The 15,786-nt window shown below is 74.0% G+C and carries 16 protein-coding genes; 8 read left to right on the top strand and 8 right to left on the bottom strand.

Annotated features, from left to right (window positions below; all coding sequences use genetic code 11):
• Positions 1 to 17: 17 nt before the first annotated feature.
• The 6 genes from ACZ4K2_RS24855 to ACZ4K2_RS24830 all read left to right on the top strand — a co-directional run bounded on the left by ACZ4K2_RS24855 (position 18) and on the right by ACZ4K2_RS24830 (position 4,981).
• Positions 18 to 686: an amino acid ABC transporter permease gene (locus ACZ4K2_RS24855; RefSeq protein ID WP_467476059.1), complete on the top strand. Its 669-nt coding sequence runs from the start codon at positions 18 to 20 to the stop codon at positions 684 to 686.
• Positions 683 to 1,576, top strand: a complete 894-nt coding sequence (locus ACZ4K2_RS24850) for an amino acid ABC transporter permease (protein WP_467476060.1) — start codon at positions 683 to 685, stop codon at positions 1,574 to 1,576. The genes ACZ4K2_RS24855 and ACZ4K2_RS24850 overlap by 4 nt, the downstream gene beginning before the upstream one ends.
• 226 nt (positions 1,577 to 1,802) lie before the next feature.
• Positions 1,803 to 3,449: an FAD-dependent monooxygenase gene (locus ACZ4K2_RS24845; protein WP_467476061.1), complete on the top strand. Its 1,647-nt coding sequence runs from the start codon at positions 1,803 to 1,805 to the stop codon at positions 3,447 to 3,449.
• Positions 3,450 to 3,610: 161 nt separating this feature from the next.
• Entirely contained in the window at positions 3,611 to 3,925 is a 315-nt protein-coding gene (locus ACZ4K2_RS24840; RefSeq protein WP_467769970.1) for a putative leader peptide, read from the top strand.
• A 70-nt stretch (positions 3,926 to 3,995) separates the two neighbouring features.
• On the top strand, positions 3,996 to 4,544 hold the full coding sequence (locus ACZ4K2_RS24835) for a cupin domain-containing protein (protein ID WP_467476062.1): 549 nt from the start codon (positions 3,996 to 3,998) through the stop codon (positions 4,542 to 4,544).
• Positions 4,535 to 4,981: a rhodanese-like domain-containing protein gene (locus ACZ4K2_RS24830; RefSeq protein ID WP_467476095.1), complete on the top strand. Its 447-nt coding sequence runs from the start codon at positions 4,535 to 4,537 to the stop codon at positions 4,979 to 4,981. The genes ACZ4K2_RS24835 and ACZ4K2_RS24830 overlap by 10 nt, the downstream gene beginning before the upstream one ends.
• 74 nt (positions 4,982 to 5,055) lie before the next feature.
• Here the strand turns inward: ACZ4K2_RS24830 and ACZ4K2_RS24825 are convergent, their stop codons facing one another.
• From ACZ4K2_RS24825 to recA, 3 genes are all read right to left on the bottom strand, one after another.
• Entirely contained in the window at positions 5,056 to 7,584 is a 2,529-nt protein-coding gene (locus ACZ4K2_RS24825) for an FtsX-like permease family protein (protein ID WP_467476063.1), read from the bottom strand.
• Positions 7,585 to 7,955: 371 nt separating this feature from the next.
• Complete coding sequence (gene recX / locus ACZ4K2_RS24820; RefSeq protein WP_467476064.1) at positions 7,956 to 8,753, bottom strand: recombination regulator RecX; 798 nt, start codon at positions 8,751 to 8,753, stop codon at positions 7,956 to 7,958.
• A 3-nt stretch (positions 8,754 to 8,756) separates the two neighbouring features.
• Positions 8,757 to 9,884: a recombinase RecA gene (gene recA / locus ACZ4K2_RS24815; protein ID WP_467476065.1), complete on the bottom strand. Its 1,128-nt coding sequence runs from the start codon at positions 9,882 to 9,884 to the stop codon at positions 8,757 to 8,759.
• 315 nt (positions 9,885 to 10,199) lie between these two features.
• Here recA and ACZ4K2_RS24810 point away from each other — a divergent pair, with 315 nt between their 5' ends.
• The gene (locus ACZ4K2_RS24810; protein ID WP_467476066.1) at positions 10,200 to 10,946 is read left to right on the top strand and encodes a hypothetical protein; all 747 of its coding nucleotides are present in this window, start codon (positions 10,200 to 10,202) and stop codon (positions 10,944 to 10,946) included.
• A 25-nt stretch (positions 10,947 to 10,971) separates the two neighbouring features.
• Here the strand turns inward: ACZ4K2_RS24810 and ACZ4K2_RS24805 are convergent, their stop codons facing one another.
• Both ACZ4K2_RS24805 and ACZ4K2_RS24800 read right to left on the bottom strand, forming a co-directional pair.
• The gene (locus tag ACZ4K2_RS24805) at positions 10,972 to 12,222 is read right to left on the bottom strand and encodes an AI-2E family transporter (protein ID WP_467476096.1); all 1,251 of its coding nucleotides are present in this window, start codon (positions 12,220 to 12,222) and stop codon (positions 10,972 to 10,974) included.
• 166 nt (positions 12,223 to 12,388) lie between these two features.
• Complete coding sequence (locus ACZ4K2_RS24800) at positions 12,389 to 12,583, bottom strand: DUF3046 domain-containing protein (protein WP_467476067.1); 195 nt, start codon at positions 12,581 to 12,583, stop codon at positions 12,389 to 12,391.
• An 80-nt stretch (positions 12,584 to 12,663) separates the two neighbouring features.
• On the opposite strand from ACZ4K2_RS24800, the gene ACZ4K2_RS24795 reads away from it, so the two are divergent.
• Positions 12,664 to 13,608, top strand: a complete 945-nt coding sequence (locus ACZ4K2_RS24795) for a hypothetical protein (RefSeq protein ID WP_467476068.1) — start codon at positions 12,664 to 12,666, stop codon at positions 13,606 to 13,608.
• A 42-nt stretch (positions 13,609 to 13,650) separates the two neighbouring features.
• Here ACZ4K2_RS24795 and ACZ4K2_RS24790 read toward each other — a convergent pair whose 3' ends face one another.
• From ACZ4K2_RS24790 to ACZ4K2_RS24780, 3 genes are read right to left on the bottom strand one after another with little or no spacing between them, the layout of a single operon-like run.
• Positions 13,651 to 13,959: an AzlD domain-containing protein gene (locus ACZ4K2_RS24790; RefSeq protein ID WP_467476069.1), complete on the bottom strand. Its 309-nt coding sequence runs from the start codon at positions 13,957 to 13,959 to the stop codon at positions 13,651 to 13,653.
• Positions 13,956 to 14,711 (bottom strand): AzlC family ABC transporter permease, encoded by a 756-nt coding sequence (locus ACZ4K2_RS24785; protein WP_467476070.1) that lies wholly within the window; start codon positions 14,709 to 14,711, stop codon positions 13,956 to 13,958. The genes ACZ4K2_RS24790 and ACZ4K2_RS24785 overlap by 4 nt, the downstream gene beginning before the upstream one ends.
• Positions 14,712 to 14,734: 23 nt before the next feature.
• A complete protein-coding gene (locus ACZ4K2_RS24780; RefSeq protein ID WP_467476071.1) occupies positions 14,735 to 15,592 on the bottom strand; it encodes an AraC family transcriptional regulator in 858 nt (285 codons plus the stop codon).
• Positions 15,593 to 15,786 lie beyond the last annotated feature (194 nt).

Genomic DNA, 15,786 nt, shown 5'->3' with positions numbered 1-15,786 from the left:
CGGAAGCACGGGAGATCGTGTTCGACTTTCTTGAAGGTTACGACGTACTGGGCGCCTTCTGGACGACGGTGCAGCTGACACTGCTGTCCGCGGCGGGCTCGCTGGTCTGGGGCACCCTGCTGGCCGCCATGAGGGTGGGCCCGGTACCGCTGATGCGCGGCTTCGGCACCGCCTACGTGAACATCGTGCGGAACATCCCCCTCACGGTGATCATCCTGTTCACGTCACTGGGGCTGTACTCGACGCTCAGCATCAGCCTCGGCGCCGGTGACGACGTGGAGGCGGCCAACTTCCGGCTGGCGGTGCTCGGTCTGGTCGTCTACACGTCGGCCTTCGTGTGCGAGGCGATCCGATCCGGCATCAACACCGTGCCGGTCGGCCAGGCGGAGGCCGCACGGGCCATCGGCCTGAGCTTCACCCAGGTCCTGTTCCTGGTCGTCCTCCCGCAGGCCTTCCGGGCCGCGGTCCTCCCGCTGACCAATGTGCTGATCGCGTTGACGAAGAACACGACGGTGGCGGCCGCGATCGGCGTCGCCGAGGCGGCGTTGCTGATGAAGGACATGATCGAGAAGGAGGCGCAGCTGCTGCTGATCTCCGCGGTCTTCGCGTTCGGTTTCTGCTGCCTGACCCTGCCGACCGGCCTGATCCTCGGCTGGGTGGGCAAGAAGGTGGCGGTGAAGCGATGAGTTCGCTCCTCTACGACTCCCAGGGGCCGCGTGCCAAACGGCGCAACGTCCTCTACACGGTGCTCTTCGCGGCCGCCTTCGCGGCGGTCCTCTGGTGGCTCTACACGGCCCTGGACGAGAAGAACCAGCTGGACTGGGCGCTGTGGAAGCCCTACTTCGGCGGCACCGCCGAGGCGTACTCGGCCTACATCTGGCCCGGCCTGCAGAACACCCTGAAGGCCGCCGCGCTGGCGATGGTCATCGCGCTGCCGCTGGGCGCCGTGCTCGGCATCGCCCGGCTCTCGGACCACGCCTGGGTGCGCGGACCGGCCACGGTCGTCGTGGAGTTCTTCCGCGCCATCCCGGTACTGGTCCTGATGATCTTCGCCAACGAGCTGTACAGCCAGTACACCGACGTGAGTTCCGACGACCGTCCGCTCTACGCCGTCGTCACCGGTCTGGTGCTGTACAACGCGTCGGTGCTCGCCGAGATCGTTCGCGCGGGCATCCTCTCCCTGCCGAAGGGCCAGTCCGAGGCGGCCATGGCCATCGGTCTGCGCAAGAACCAGGTGATGCGGCTCGTCCTGCTGCCGCAGGCGGTGACCGCGATGCTCCCGGCAATCGTCAGCCAGCTCGTGGTCATCGTGAAGGACACCGCACTCGGCGGCGCAGTCCTCACCTTCCCCGAACTGCTCGCCTCGGCCAACACCATGAGCGGCTACTACGGTGCCAACACCATCGCGTCCTTCACGATCGTGGCCCTGATCTACGTGGTCCTCAACTTCTCGCTGACCTCGTTCGCGAGTTGGCTGGAGGGCCGGCTGCGGCGACGCGGGAAGTCGACCGGCGCGGTGCTCAACGCCGAGGACGTCGCGGGTACCGCGCCGACCGGCGCGGGCGGCACCGTCTGAGACCACGGCGCTCACCCGGCCCACCGCGGCCCCCAGGGCCGGGACGAGGACGAGCATTCGGGTGACATGGGGGACCCGGGGGCGGTGGCATGATCGCCACCGCCCCCGGTCGCTTGACGCAAACTCTGCCAATGGGTTGCATACATTCTGTGATCGTGCACCCCGCTCCACCTTCCTGTTCACTTGTCCCTGTCAGGGCATCGTCACGGGCAGGGGGCGCCGCGTCATGGACCCGGTGATCATCGTCGGAGCGGGGCCGGTCGGGCTGACACTCGCCCTGCTGCTGGCCCGTCAGCACGTGCCCTCCGTCGTCCTGGACGAGGGCCCGGGCAAGGACGAACCCCGCCCGGCACGCACCGTCGTCCTGCGCGAGGACACGGCGGCCCTGCTGGAGCGGCTGACCGGCGTCGCGCCGGACGCGTACGGGACGCGCTGGGCCGGATGGCGGTCCCTGCGCCGCAAACAGGTGACGAGCGAGGTCTCCTTCGACGCGGACGACCCCGCCGCCCCGCTGCACATCGCCCAGCACGTCCTCACCAACGCCCTGCGCGCGGCCGTCGACGGCGAACCGCTGGTGAGGACGGCCGTGGACAGCCGCCTGGACACGATCGAGCAGGACCGTTCCGGCATCACCGCGCGCACCCGCGGGGCCGAGGGGACGTGGTGGCGGGGCAGCTACCTGGTCGGCTGCGACGGCCCCCGCTCGACCGTGCGCAAACTCCAGGACATCCGCTTCCCGGGCCGTACGGCCGTGGAACGGCACGCGGTCGCCGCCCTGCGCGTGGAACTCCCCTGGGAGGACCGCGCGTTGCTCCACCGGATGCCGCCGTGGCGGTCGTCCGGGCCCTCGGCCGGGGAGGTGGCCGCCCGCCCCCTCCCGGACGGCGTGTGGCGCCTGGACTGGCTGCTGCCGCCGGGCAAGGACCTGGTCACGCCCGAGATCCTGCTCGCCCGCGTCCGCGAGACCCTCACGGGCTGGTCGAACGGCACCACACCGGCGTACGACCTGCTCGACACCGGGGTGCACACGGTGCACCACCGCCTGGCCCGCCGGTGGCGCGCCGGCCGGGTCTTCCTCGCCGGGGACGCGGCGCACCTGCTCGGCGCGCTCGGCACCCAGGGGCTCGACGAGGGGCTCCGGGACGCCGACAACCTCGCCTGGAAGCTGGCCACCGTCTGGCACCACGGCCCGCACGAAGCCCTGCTGGACAGCTACCAGACCGAGCGGCGCGCGCTCGTCGCCACCCGGCTGCGCGCCGCCGACCAGGCCCTTCCGGTGCTGCGCGGCGGAGGCGGACTGCGCGGCATCGTCCCCGGCGCGGCCCGGGGCCATGACGCGCTGTTCGCCGACGGCCACCTGGGACGCGGCCCGCTGGGCGCCCCGGGGACGTACGCCGGCTCCCCGCTCACGCCCCGGCACCTGGAGGCGGAGGTCCCCGTCGACACCCCGCCCGGCGCTCAGGTGACCGACGTCCGGGTCACGGCGGAGGACGGGTCCTTCGTCCGGCTGCGCGACCGGCTCGGCCGCGGTGCCCTGCTCGTCGTCCTGATCGCGCCCGGCACGGGGGTCTGGGACCGCAAGCACTGGGTGTCCGCCGGGGTCATGCCCCGGCTCGCGGCGGCCGTGACCGCGCTGCCGCACCCGGCCGAGCTGCTGGTCGCCGAGAGCTACCCGGGTGCGCCCGCCCACAGCGTGCTGCTGGTGCGCCCCGACGGCCACCTGGTCACCGCGCTCGGCGGGGTCCGCCCGGCCGACCTGTACGCGGCGGCGGAGACCACCACAGGCGGCGCGGCAGCGGACCAGCAGGAGGACCCGCCCGAAGCGCGGCCGACGGAGACGGCGGAGGCCCGGGCCGGCTCGGGCGCACGGTGACCCGTCCCGGCGACGTCCGGTGACCGGGCCCGTGTCCGGCGTCCGGTGATCGGGTCCGGGTCCGGCTCCGGCGTACGGTGGCCGGCTCCGGCTCCGGCGTACGGTGATCGGCTCTCACTCCAGCCCGGGCGTACGGTGAGCGGCTCCGGCCGCACCGGACCGTGAGGGATCTCCGGGTGGGCTCGGACGCACCGGCGAAGGCGCGCGGCACGCGGGTGGCAGTCCCCCTGTGCCCGGGCCGTTCCCGGCGCGCCCGGCGGTCTCCCGCGCGCCGCCCGCGGAACAGCCCGCGGGCCTGGTCCGGCGCGCCCCGATCGTGCGCTCTTCACCCCCGTCCACGAGGTGACACTCGGTTGACCGGGGTGCGCCCGCATGCTGTACTCCGGATCGTGACCGACACCTGTGTGCGCCTGTGGCGGAGGGTCCATATGGACCTGATCCGCTACGCGGGCTGCGTGTGTCGCACGTCCTGCTGACTTCGCACCCTTCTCCTTGCCGGGCGCCGCCGTGCGCCCGTTTCCGCGAACCCTCATCAGGACGGTATCCGTGTCTGTCCCCTCCCCTTCCCTGTCCACGTCCGCATCCCCCGACGCGCCCGCGCCCGCGCCCACCCAGGCGGAACTCCTCGACTTCGTCCGGCGCGCCGCGGCCGACGCCGAGCTGATCGCCTCGCTCCCGCTCGACCCGGAGGGCCGCACCTGGGTGCGGCTGAGCGGCCCCGGCGGCAGCGAGGCCTGGCTGATCGGCTGGCCGCCCGGCAGCGGCACCGGCTGGCACGACCACGCCGACTCGGTCGGCGCCTTCCTCACCGCGTCGGGCGAACTCACCGAGAACTCCCTCACCGCCCGGCTGCCCACCGACGGCTGGAAGACCCTCGAACTGACCGAGGACGTGGACCGCGTGCGCCGGCTGCCCGCGGGCCGGGGCCGCGCCTTCGGCCGACACCACGTGCACGAGGTGCTCAACCAGTCGCGTGACCGGCACGCGGTCTCCGTCCATGCGTATTACCCGCCTTTGCCCCGGATTCGCCGTTACAGTCGCACCGGCCAGGTGCTGCGCCTGGAGCAGGTCGAGCGCCCGGAGGACTGGCAGTGAACGACAGCGGCGAACGGTTCGCGGAGTCCGGTACGACCGGTGGGCGGCCGCCCGGCATCGACGAGTTGCTGGAGCGGGTCCGCACGGGGTACCGGCGCGTCGAGGCGCGGGAGGCGCACGAGGCGGCGCGGACCGGTGGGGCGCTGCTGGTGGACATCCGGTACGCGGCCCTGCGCGAACGGGACGGGCTCGTGCCCGGAGCCGTCGTGGTCGAGCGCAACGAACTGGAGTGGCGCCTCGATCCCCAGGGCAGCCACCGCCTCCCCGAGGCCACCGGGCACGACCTGCGCGTCGTGGTGATCTGCAACGAGGGCTACGCCTCCAGCCTCGCCGCCGCCTCCCTCCACCAGTTGGGCCTGCACCGGGCGACCGACCTGGTCGGCGGCTTCCAGGCGTGGCGGGCGGAAGGGCTGCCGGTGGAGCCCGCGAGGTCCTGAGGCGCGCCGGCACGCGAACGCCGTGCGTCCCTCGCGCGCGAGGGACGCACGGCGTTGCCGTGTCCGCGTGGCGGCTACTCCTTGGCCGTGGCGACGGTCACCGCCCGCACCCGCAACGCCGCCCGTCCCGGCACGGCGCCGGCGACCAGCACGAGGACGCCTCCGATCCCGACGACGGATACGAAGAGCAGCGGGGTGACCGTCGGGGCGGCCCGGCCCGTCATGCCGACGCTGAACGCGGTGAGCACCGCGAGCGCGATACCGCTGCCGAGCGCGGTGGCGAGGAACAGCACGGACAGCGCCTCCGTGCGCAGCATGCGCAGCACCTGCGTGCGGGTCGCGCCGGCGAGGCGGAGCAGCGCGAACTCCCGGACGCGTTCGGCGACCGACATGGCGAGCGTGTTGACGACGGCGATGGCGGTGAAGGCCAGGACCAGGCCCATGGCGAGGTAGTTGACCTCGGCATTCGTCTGCTGCCGCGCGGCGTGCAGGGCATCGGCGGCGGCCGGCGAGAGGACCCGCAGCCCCGGGAACGCGCGGAGCGTGGCCGTGAGCTGAGTCCGGGTGCGGGCCGTGCGGACCAGGACGGAGGAGGCAAGCGGATTGTCGGTGTGGCGGGCCACCAGGTCGTGGGCGAAGGTGAGGTCGCCGAAGCCGAGACCGCGCGCGTAGACGGCGGCGACGGTGAGCGTGGCGGGCGTGCCGTCGCCGAGCGTGAGCTTCAGGGTGCTGCCCGGCCTCAGGTGCTGCTGGTCCGCGGCCAGTTCGCTGACGGCGACGGTGCCGGGACCGAGCCGGCCGAGGGAACCGGCGGTGACCTCGGGGTCCCAGGTGCGGGTCAGGCCCGTGGGGGTGACGCCCTGCGCGGCGTACTTGTCGAGGCCGACGCGGACGGTCGTACGGACCACCTCGGTGACGGTGTCGTGCTGTGCCCGCAGCCGCTCGGCGGCCTCGCCGGGGACGCCCGGTCCCTGGGCGGCGACGACCCAGTCCGCCCTGACGCCTTCGCGGGCCTGGGTGCGGGCGGCGTCCCCGAGGGTGCTCTGGACGAAGAGGACGGTGCAGGTCATGCCGATGAGCAGGGTGAGGGGGGTGACCACGGAGGCCATGCGGGCGGCGTTGCCGCGCAGGTTGGCGGTGGCCAGCCTGCCGCCGTGACCGGTGAGCCGGAGCGGGCCGGCGAGCAGCAGCGCGGCGGCCTTGACCAGGAGGGGGCCGAGCAGGGCCACGGAGGTGGACAGGACGATGACGGCGAGGAACGTCACGGGGGTCGAGGCGGGCTCGGTGCGCAGGGAGGCGAGGACGACGACGAGGACGACGCCTCCGGCCAGGAGCAGCAGTCCGGCGGCGATCCGGCCCCAGGCGGGCCGGGTGCGCTCGCTCCTGGCCTCGGCGAGTGCCTCGGCCGGACGGATCCGGGCGATCCTGCGGGAGGCGATCCGGGCCGCGGCCCAGGCTCCGAGCAGGGTGACGGCGAGCGCGGCGAGCGGCGGGAAGACGCTCACGGTGCGTTCGAGCGTCCCGGGTACGGCGCCCAGGGCGACGAACCGGGAGTACAGCCAGCCGCCGAGCGGCAGTCCGAGCAGTGCGCCGGCCGTGCCCGCCGCCGTGCCGACGATCAGCGCCTCCCGGCCGAGGAGGGTGCGGATCTGCCCGGGTGTCGCGGCGATGGCCCGGAGCAGGGCGAGTTCGCGGTGGCGCTGCTGGACGGTGAGCGCGAAGGTGCCGACGACCACGAGCACCGCCACCAGCAGCGAGGTTCCGCCCATGGCGCCGCCCATGCTGACCAGCCGGGTGCGGGCGGAAGCCGCGTCGAGGAACTCGACGGGTCCCCGGGCGTCGCCGGTGCTGACCTGTGCCGTGGTGCCGTGCAGCGCCCGTGTCAGGGCCCCGCGCACCTGCTCGGGGTCCGCGCCCTCGGCCGGCAGCACGCCGAACGCGGTGACCTGCCCGGGGTGCGCGGCCAGCCGGCGGGCCTCGGCGGTGGAGAAGAACAGGGACGTCTGGTGGCGGACGTCCGCGGCCGGGGTGGCGATGCCGGTGATGCGGTAGTCGCACGGCGCCCGCGTGGACCGCACGGTGAGGCGGTCGCCGGGCCGCAGGTGGGCCCGTGCGGCGAGGGCGTCGTCGATGACGAGGTCGTCCGCGGCCTCGGGGGCCCGGCCCGCGGTCAGCCGGTAGGGGGTCAGCGCGGCGGATTCCCAGGCGTGGCCGTAGGCGGTACGGCCACCGGTGCCGGCCGGGGTCGCCGGCTGGGCGAGGAAGGTGAGTTCGGGGACGACCCGGGCCACGCCGGGGGTGCGGGCGAGCGTGCCGCGCAGCCGTTCGGGGAGCCACGCGCGCTCGGCGATGGGCTTCGCCTTGTGCTTGACCTTGGTCTTGCCCTTCTTGTGCTTGACGGTGGTCCGGTGCACGTACTGGTCGGCGGAGACCACGACGGGTGCGGCGGCGTAGCGCTCGGTGCGGATGGCGCCGCGCAGGCCGGTGTCGAGGAGGCCGCCGCACGCGGTGATCAGGGCGGCCGCGCACATCAGGGCGAGGAAGGCGCCGAGGAATCCGGCTCTTCGGGCGCGGACGGTCCGCAGGGCGTAGCGCAGCATCATGGGGACGGGCTCTCTTCTGTTGTGTGCGCGGGTTGTGTCGTGCGCCCCCGGCAGCCGGCTGGAGCGTGGGCCGGCCGTTCGGGAGCGGGTACAGACTGGCCCGTGCGGGCAGGTGAGAGCATTGCGGCGGCCCGGCGTCTTGCGCGGGGGATATCCCGCCCGTCCTTCCGGGGGGTTGTCCCCACCCCGCGGCGGGGTGTGCGGCGACCGTCACGGACTCCCGCGTCCAGCGGTGGCGCGGACACGGAAGCGGCTGCCCCGACGGTCCGCCACGATCCGTCAGGGACTCCGGTCCGGTCTTCGGCCGGGCGTTCCGCCCGCCCCCCGGGACGCGTCCGGAGGCCCGGCCGCCCGTCACCGTCCGGGGGTCGTCAGAAGTCCCCGTCCCCGAGGATCTCCGGGTCCTCGCCCTCTTCCTCCAGAGCCTGCCGGACGACACGGAGGGCCATGCCCTCGGAATAGCCCTTGCGGGCGAGCATGCCCGCGAGCCGGCGGAGCCGCTTGTCCCGGTCGAGGCCGCGCGTGGCGCGCAGCTTGCGCGCGACGAGTTCGCGGGCGGTCGTCTCTTCCTGTTCCGGGTCGAGCTGGGCGACGGCGTCGTCGATCAGCGCCGAGTCGACTCCCTTGGTGCGCAGTTCCCGGGCCAGCGCGCGGCGGGCGAGCCCGCGTCCGTGGTGCCGGGACTCCACCCAGGCGTCCGCGAAGCGGCCGTCGTCGATGAGCCCGACCTCCTCGAACCGGGACAGCACCTCCTCGGCCACGTCGTCGGGGATCTCCCGCTTGCGCAGCGCGTCCGCGAGCTGCTTGCGGGTGCGCGGGGTCCCGGTGAGCAGGCGCAGGCAGATCGCCCGTGCCCGCTCAGCCGGGTCCCCCGAAGACTCCCCCCGCTCGTCCCTCGCCGAGGGAGGGGCGCCTTCGACCTCGTCGGGCGCGTCCCCGGAACCGCGCCGCCGTCGGCCACGCCCGCGGCCCCCGCCCCGCGCGCCGGGCTCGTCCCGCCCGTGATGCCGATCGCGTCCGCCGTGCTCGTCGTACCCGTCGCCGTACCCGTCGTCCCCGTGCCCGTCGTCACCTTCCGGGGCGGAGCCCGGGCCGCCCCCGGTACCCGTCCCCCGCGGGGCACCTGGGGTGGCGTACTCGTACTCGGCCCAGTCGGTTCGTCGTGTCACGGGTCAGCTCTTGGCTGCGGCGGCCTTGGGCTTGGTGGCCTTCGCGGCTGCCGTGGCGGGCACCGGCTTGGCGGCGTCCTCGGCCGTCGGGGTGGCCGCGGTGTCGGCGCCCGGTGCGGCGGCGGGCTCTTCCGGCCGGACCCCCACGCCCAGCTTCTCCTTGATCTTCCTCTCGATCTCGTTGGCCAGGTCGGGGTTGTCCTTGAGGAAGTTCCGCGCGTTCTCCTTGCCCTGGCCGAGCTGGTCGCCCTCGTACGTGTACCAGGCACCGGCCTTGCGCACGAAGCCGTGCTCCACGCCCATGTCGATCAGACCGCCCTCGCGGCTGATGCCCTGGCCGTAGAGGATGTCGAACTCGGCCTGCTTGAAGGGCGGCGCGACCTTGTTCTTGACGACCTTGCAGCGGGTGCGGTTGCCGACCGCCTCCGTGCCGTCCTTCAGGGTCTCGATGCGGCGGATGTCGATGCGCACCGAAGCGTAGAACTTCAGGGCCCGGCCACCGGTCGTGGTCTCCGGGGAACCGAACATCACGCCGATCTTCTCGCGGAGCTGGTTGATGAAGATCGCGGTGGTCTTGGACTGGTTGAGCGCGCTGGTGATCTTCCGCAGCGCCTGGCTCATCAGACGGGCCTGGAGACCGACGTGGCTGTCGCCCATCTCGCCCTCGATCTCCGCGCGCGGGACGAGCGCGGCGACGGAGTCGATGACGATGAGGTCGAGGGCGCCGGAGCGGACCAGCATGTCCACGATCTCCAGCGCCTGCTCGCCGTTGTCCGGCTGGGAGAGGATCAGGTTGTCGATGTCGACGCCGAGCTTGCGCGCGTACTCGGGGTCGAGGGCGTGCTCGGCGTCCACGAAGGCGACCTGGCCGCCGGCCTTCTGCGCGTTCGCCACGGCGTGCAGGGTCAGGGTCGTCTTGCCGGAGGACTCCGGTCCGTAGATCTCCACCACGCGGCCGCGCGGCAGGCCACCGACGCCGAGGGCGACGTCGAGCGCGGTCGAGCCGGTCGGGATGACCTCGATGGGCTCCATCGACCGCTCGCCCATGCGCATGACCGCGCCCTTGCCGAATTGCCGTTCGATCTGTGCGAGCGCGGCGTCGAGCGCCTTCTCGCGGTCGGTTCCTGCCATGGGTTCCACCCGGTTTGCTTGAGTCGATCGCTTCACGTCAAAGACGCTAACGCCTGCCACTGACAATGCGCCCCGACGCAGGCCCGGCCTGTGGATAACCGTGGGACATCTCCCCGGAAACCGGGGCGAACCACCCAACCGAAAGCCTCGCCTGAGCCTCCATAAGAATGGATGTTCGATTTTCGTGTCAAGCGCACCACGCGGGCGGGGCCGGCGGCGCCCCGGGCCCGGCGGCCGGTCTGCTCCCGGCGGTGTACCGGGGGTGTCTCCGCCCGGACGACGACCGTGCCGAGCGCGCCCGCGAGCCTTGGAGCCATGAAGACTCCGCGTGCCACCGCCGACCGCCTCTGCCACGCCACCGGCCTGCTGCTCGTCCTCTCCGGCCTCGTCCACCTGGTGGTGTTCGCGATCGACGGCGGCCCCTGGTACGGCCCGGTCTCCTGGCGCAAGCCCATCACCTTCGGGCTCTCGTTCGGAGCCACCCTGATCGCCGTCACCTGGGTCACGTCGTACCTGCGGACCGGTGACCGGCTCCGCTCGGCGCTGCTGCTCGTCTTCGCCGCCGACTGCGTGGTGGAGGTGGGCGGGATCACCCTCCAGGCGTGGCGCCGGGTGCCCTCGCACCTGAACACGGAGACGCCCTTCGACTCGGGCGTGACCATGACGCTCGCGGTGGGCGGCGGTGTCCTGGTCGCCCTGCTCACCGTCTTCGCCGTCGCCTCCTTCCGGCAGCCGCCGGCCGGCCCGGCCGGCATGCCGCTCGCGGTGCGTTCCGGCTTCGCGCTGCTGCTGGTGGCGCTGGCCTCCGGCGCGGCGATGATCGCGCGCGGTGTCTTCCTGACGCGGACCGGGCACCAGGAGGCCGCCTACCACTCGACGGCCCCGCTCAAGCCGCTGCACGGCGTGAGCCTGCACGCGGTCCTCGTGCTGCCCCTGCTGGCCCTGCTGCTGTCCCGCACGTCCTGGAGCGAGGGGAGGCGCCGGCGCATCGTGGCGGCGGCGGCCGGCTGCTACACGGCGGCCGCGGCCGCGGCCGCCGTATGGGCGGTCGTGCCCCGCTGAGCCGCCGGGGCCGGTCAGGAGCCGCCTACGACCGCTCCTCGGCGGCCGGCCGGCGGTCCGCCCACAGCCGCCGCGCGCGCGTGAACGCCCCGGGGCCGCCCGGGCTCCTGCGGCGGTGCCCGTGCACCCGGGGGTCGTCCGTGACGGCGTACCGCTTCACGTACGCCCCGAGGAACGCCTGGAGCGTGGCCACCGCCGGGATGGCGATCAGCGCGCCGACCGCGCCGAGCAGCGCGGTGCCCGCGATGACCGAGCCGAAGGCGACCGCCGGGTGGATGTCGACGGTCTTGGCGGTCAGCTTGGGCTGGAGCATGTAGTTCTCGAACTGCTGGTAGATCACGACGAACACCAGCACCCACACCGCGTACCAGGGGTTGACGGTGAACGCGATCAGCATCGGCAGCGCGCCCGCGAGGTAGGTGCCGATGGTGGGGATGAACTGCGAGACCAGACCCACCCAGACGCCGAGCACGGGCGCGTACGGCACGCCCATGGCCTCCAGCAGGATGTAGTGCGCGATCCCGGAGACCAGCGCCATGAGGCCGCGCGAGTACAGGTAACCGCCCGTCTTGTCGACGGCGATCTCCCAGGCGCGCAGCACCTCGGCCTGGCGCGAGGGCGGCAGGACGGAGCACAGGCCGCGCCGCAGCCGGGGACCGTCCGCGGCGAAGTAGAACGAGAACAGGGCGATCGTCAGCATCTGGAAGAGGCCGCCCAGCACCTGGGCGGACACGTCGAGGACACCGGCCGCGCTGTTCTGCACGTACTTGCGCAGCCACTCGGAGTGCAGCAGCCCCTCCTGGACGTCCACCCGCCGGAATTCCGTGTGGAACTTCACGTTGATCCAGTTGATGAGCGAGTCCAGGTAGTCCGGGAAACCCTCGACCATCTTGATGATCTGGCCGGCCAGCATCGAGCCGAGCAGGGTGACGAACCCCGCGGCGACGACGGTGAGCCCGAGGAAGACCAGGAAGGTGGCGAGCCCCCTGCGCATGCCCCGCGCCGCCATCCGGCTCACCGCCGGCTCTATCGCCAGGGCCAGGAAGAACGCGATCAGGATGTTGATCAGGAGTCCGGTCAGCTGGTGGAAGGCCCAGCTGCCGAACTGGAAGGCGGCGATCAATGCCAGCGCGAGCACCATGGCGCGCGGCAGCCACCGCGGCATCCGGCCGCCGGGAACGACGGCTTCGGCGGCCGGGGGACGGCCGGGCTCGGCCGTCCCGGCCGGTGCTGCCTGCCGGGCGGACGGCGTGCCGTCCTCGGCGGTGGGTGCCAGGGGGTCCTCGTCAGTGCGTGCCACGCGCCAAGTCTCACCCACGCCGCCGGCATCCGGCGCCCGGCGGCGCCCTTCGTGACAGATCAGTGCCGTGCCGTCGCGCTCCGCGCCAAATATTCCGGCATTCCGGACAGGCCGGACAGGCCGGACAGGCCGGACAGGCCGGTCAGTGCCTCTCGCCCGGCACGTTCATGACCGCGCACACCACGCGCCACACTTCCCTGGCCTCCCAGCCCGCGTCCAGCGCCTCGCGCACCGTGCGTCCGCCCAGCTCCGACATGACGTGATCGCGCGCGAAGGTGTCGGCGTACCCCGGACCGAAGTGTTCCGTCATCCGCTGCCAGAAGACCGTCAACCGCATGACTCCAGTATCCCGCTCCCGGGGGTGGGCCCCGCGCCGGAGGGTTCGCGGGACCCGCTTTCCGCCCTACGGTCTGACGCATGGCCGAATCAGGAGCTCTCCCACTGCCCTCCACGCCCCCGGCGCACTCCCCGCTCTTCCGCGCCGAACAGTTCGTGTGGCTCACCGCGCGCGTGCTGGAGCGGCACCTCTTCGCCCACCTCTTCCTGCACGGCGGCCCGGACCCGGTGGAGACGGCACTGGACGCCTACCGCAACACCGACGGCGGGTACGGGCACGCGCTGGAGCCCGATCTGCGCGGGCCGGTCAGCCAGCCCCTGCACACCGCGCACGCGCTGCGCGTGCTGGACGCCGTCGGACGGTGCGGCGGGCAGCGGATCGAGCGCGTGTGCCGCTACCTGACCGTCGTCTCCACCCCGGACGGGGCGCTGCCGGCGGTCCACCCCAGCCAGCGCGGGTACCCGACGGCGCCGTTCGTCCCGGTCGTCGACGATCCGGCCGGCGACCTGCTGGCCACCGGGCCGGTGGTCGGACTGCTGCACCGCAACGGGGTGTGGCACGCCTGGCTGTTCCGGGCCACCGACTACTGCTGGCACGCCGTGGAGTCCCTGGACGAGACCCACCCCTACGAGGTGGAGGCCGCCGTGGCCTTCCTGGACTCCGCTCCCGACCGCCCGCGCGCGGAGGCCGCCGCCGACCGGCTGGGCCGCCTGGTGCGGGAGCGGCGGCTCGCCGCGCTCGACCCGGACCGTCTCGACGCGTTCCCGGTCGCGTCCGGCTACGCCCCGGGCGAGCACCACTTCCCGCACGACTTCGCCAGGCGCCCGGACTCGCTCGCGCGCGCGTGGTTCACGGACGACGAGATGGCGCGCTCCCTGGACCACCTGGCCGCCGGGCAGGAGGAGGACGGCGGCTGGCCCGTCCGGTGGCGCCGGTGGGCACCGGCGCCCGCGATGGAGGCGCGGTCCCTGGTGACGATCGAGGCGCTGCGCACCCTGCGGGCCCACGGCCGCTTCGTGGGCTGAGGCGGACCCGCCCGCGGGACCCGCCCGTCCACCGGCCCGCCGTCAGCCGCCGATGGCCCGGACGCCCGCCGTCACCACCACGGCCGCCGCCACGACCAGCAGGAACGGCGCGCGCAGCACCAGCGCCACGGCCGCGGCGCCGAGCCCCGCGGCCCGGGCGTCCAGCACCAGCGCGTGCCCGTCGGCGAACGTCTGCTGGGCCGTGAGCGCGGCGAGCAGGGCGACCGGCAGCAGGGCGGCCAGCCGCCGCACGGAGGGCCGCTCCATGGCGTGCGCCGGTACCAGCAGACCGGCGAGCTTGACGGCGTAGCAGCCGAGGACGGTCAGGCCGATCGCGATCCAGGTGTTCACCGGCCCGCCCCCTCGGTGTCCGCCGTGTCCCGTCCGGCGCGGCCCCGGCGCCGGCCCTCGGCGAAGAGGGCGAGCGGGGCGGCCAGCGCCCCCACCAGGACCGGCACCCCGGCCGGCAGGACGGGCAGCAGACCGAGGCCCAGCAGGACGGCGAGGCCCGCCACCGCCCGCTCGGTGGCGGTCTTCAGCATCGGCGCGAGCAGGGCGAGGAACACGGCGGGTCCGGCCGCGTCGAGGCCCCACGCGCGCGTGTCCCCGATCGCCTTCGCGCCCAGGGCGCCGAGCAGCGTGGTCAGGTTCCACAGCACGTACAGGGTGAGTCCGGTGACGGTGAAGCCGATCCGGGCGGCCCGCCGGGTCGGCTGCGCCAGGGTCACCGCGGTGGTCTCGTCGATCACCCACTGGGCGGCGAGCGGCCGTACCGCGCGCGGGAGGGCGAGCAGCTGTGACAGCCGCAGTCCGTAGAAGGCGTTGCGCACGCCCAGGAAGAAGGCGCCGGCCGCGGCCGTGAACGGGTTGCCCCCGGCGGCGAGCGCCCCGACCAGGGCGAACTGGGAGGCGCCGGTGAACACCAGGAGGCTGAGCGCGCAGGTCTGGAGCAGTCCGAGTCCGCTGCCGGCCGAGGTCACCCCGAAGGCGAATCCGGACAGCCCGACGGCGACGCCGACCCCGAGGGCGTCCCGCACGACGGCCGCGTCCGGTTTGTCCGCGCCGTCGGCTGCCTGTTGTGAGAGTGCTGTGTGCTGTGCCACGCCCCGGACCCTACGGACGGTCCTCAGCCGCCGTCTTGTACGTTCTTGCGCCGACCCGGACCGGCGCGTTCGCGCTGGTACGCGCCCGGGGGCACGCCGACGATGCGGGCGAAGTGCCGGTTGAGGTGGGGCTGGTCGGTAAAGCCGACGGCGACGGCCGCCTCGGCGGGGGCCGTCCCCGCGTCGAGCAGCAGCCGGGCGCGGCGCACACGGGCGTCGGTCAGCCAGGCGTGCGGCGGCATGCCGTAGGCGTTCCGGAACGCCCGCAGCAGGGCGAAGGGGCTGGTGCCGAGGTCCGCGGCCAGCCGTTCCAGGGTCGGCGGCGCCGCCATCCGCTCCTCCAGCGCGGCACGCGCGCGTGCCGCGATCCGCGCGCCGGCCGTCCGCACCCGCCGCTCGGGCAGCGGGCCGCCGTTCAGCCGCAGCAGCCTGGTCACGGCGACCCGCAGGAGCGTGTCGGCGGCGAGGGCGTTGCCCTCGTCGGCCGCGCGCAGCACCTGGTGGACCAGGCGGACGGTGTAGGGGTCGTCGAGGACGGGGCTGGCGAAGCCGGGGGCGCCGCGCAGGGTGGTGGTCTCGGCGGCGATCGCGGCGACCGTGCCGGGCGACGGGTAGAGCGCGCCGTACCGCCACCCCTCGGGCACCCCGGCCCGGCCGGTGTGCGGGGTGTCCGGGTTGACCAGGGCGAGCGCGCCCGCGCCGGCGGAGACGTCGGAGCCGTGGTGGTGGAAGACCTCGACGCCGTCGGTGACGGCCGCGATCACGAAGCCCTCGTGGGTGTGCCGGACGAAGGTCTTGCGTATGTACCTGGCCCGCAGCAGGTCGACCTCCGGCAGCTCCGCGTACCGCCAGTGCCGTGCCCGCTCCCCTGGTCCCGCCATACGGCCATTGTCCGTCCGGCCGCGCACCTCCGCCGACCACCGACCGGCCACCACGGCCGGCCACCGGCCGCCCGCCGCCGCCGACCGTCGATCCACGCACCGCGCCGTCCCTGTGCCTCCGCGCCACCGCACCCGCTCCGGCCGGGCCCGGGAAGGCCCCCGGACCCCGCAGGTTCCGCCGGCGCCGCCCCGTC

Source organism: Streptomyces sp. NPDC025833, from assembly GCF_055558055.1.
Note: the sequence above shows the minus strand (reverse complement) of the source record. Positions and strands in the feature narration are given on the sequence as shown.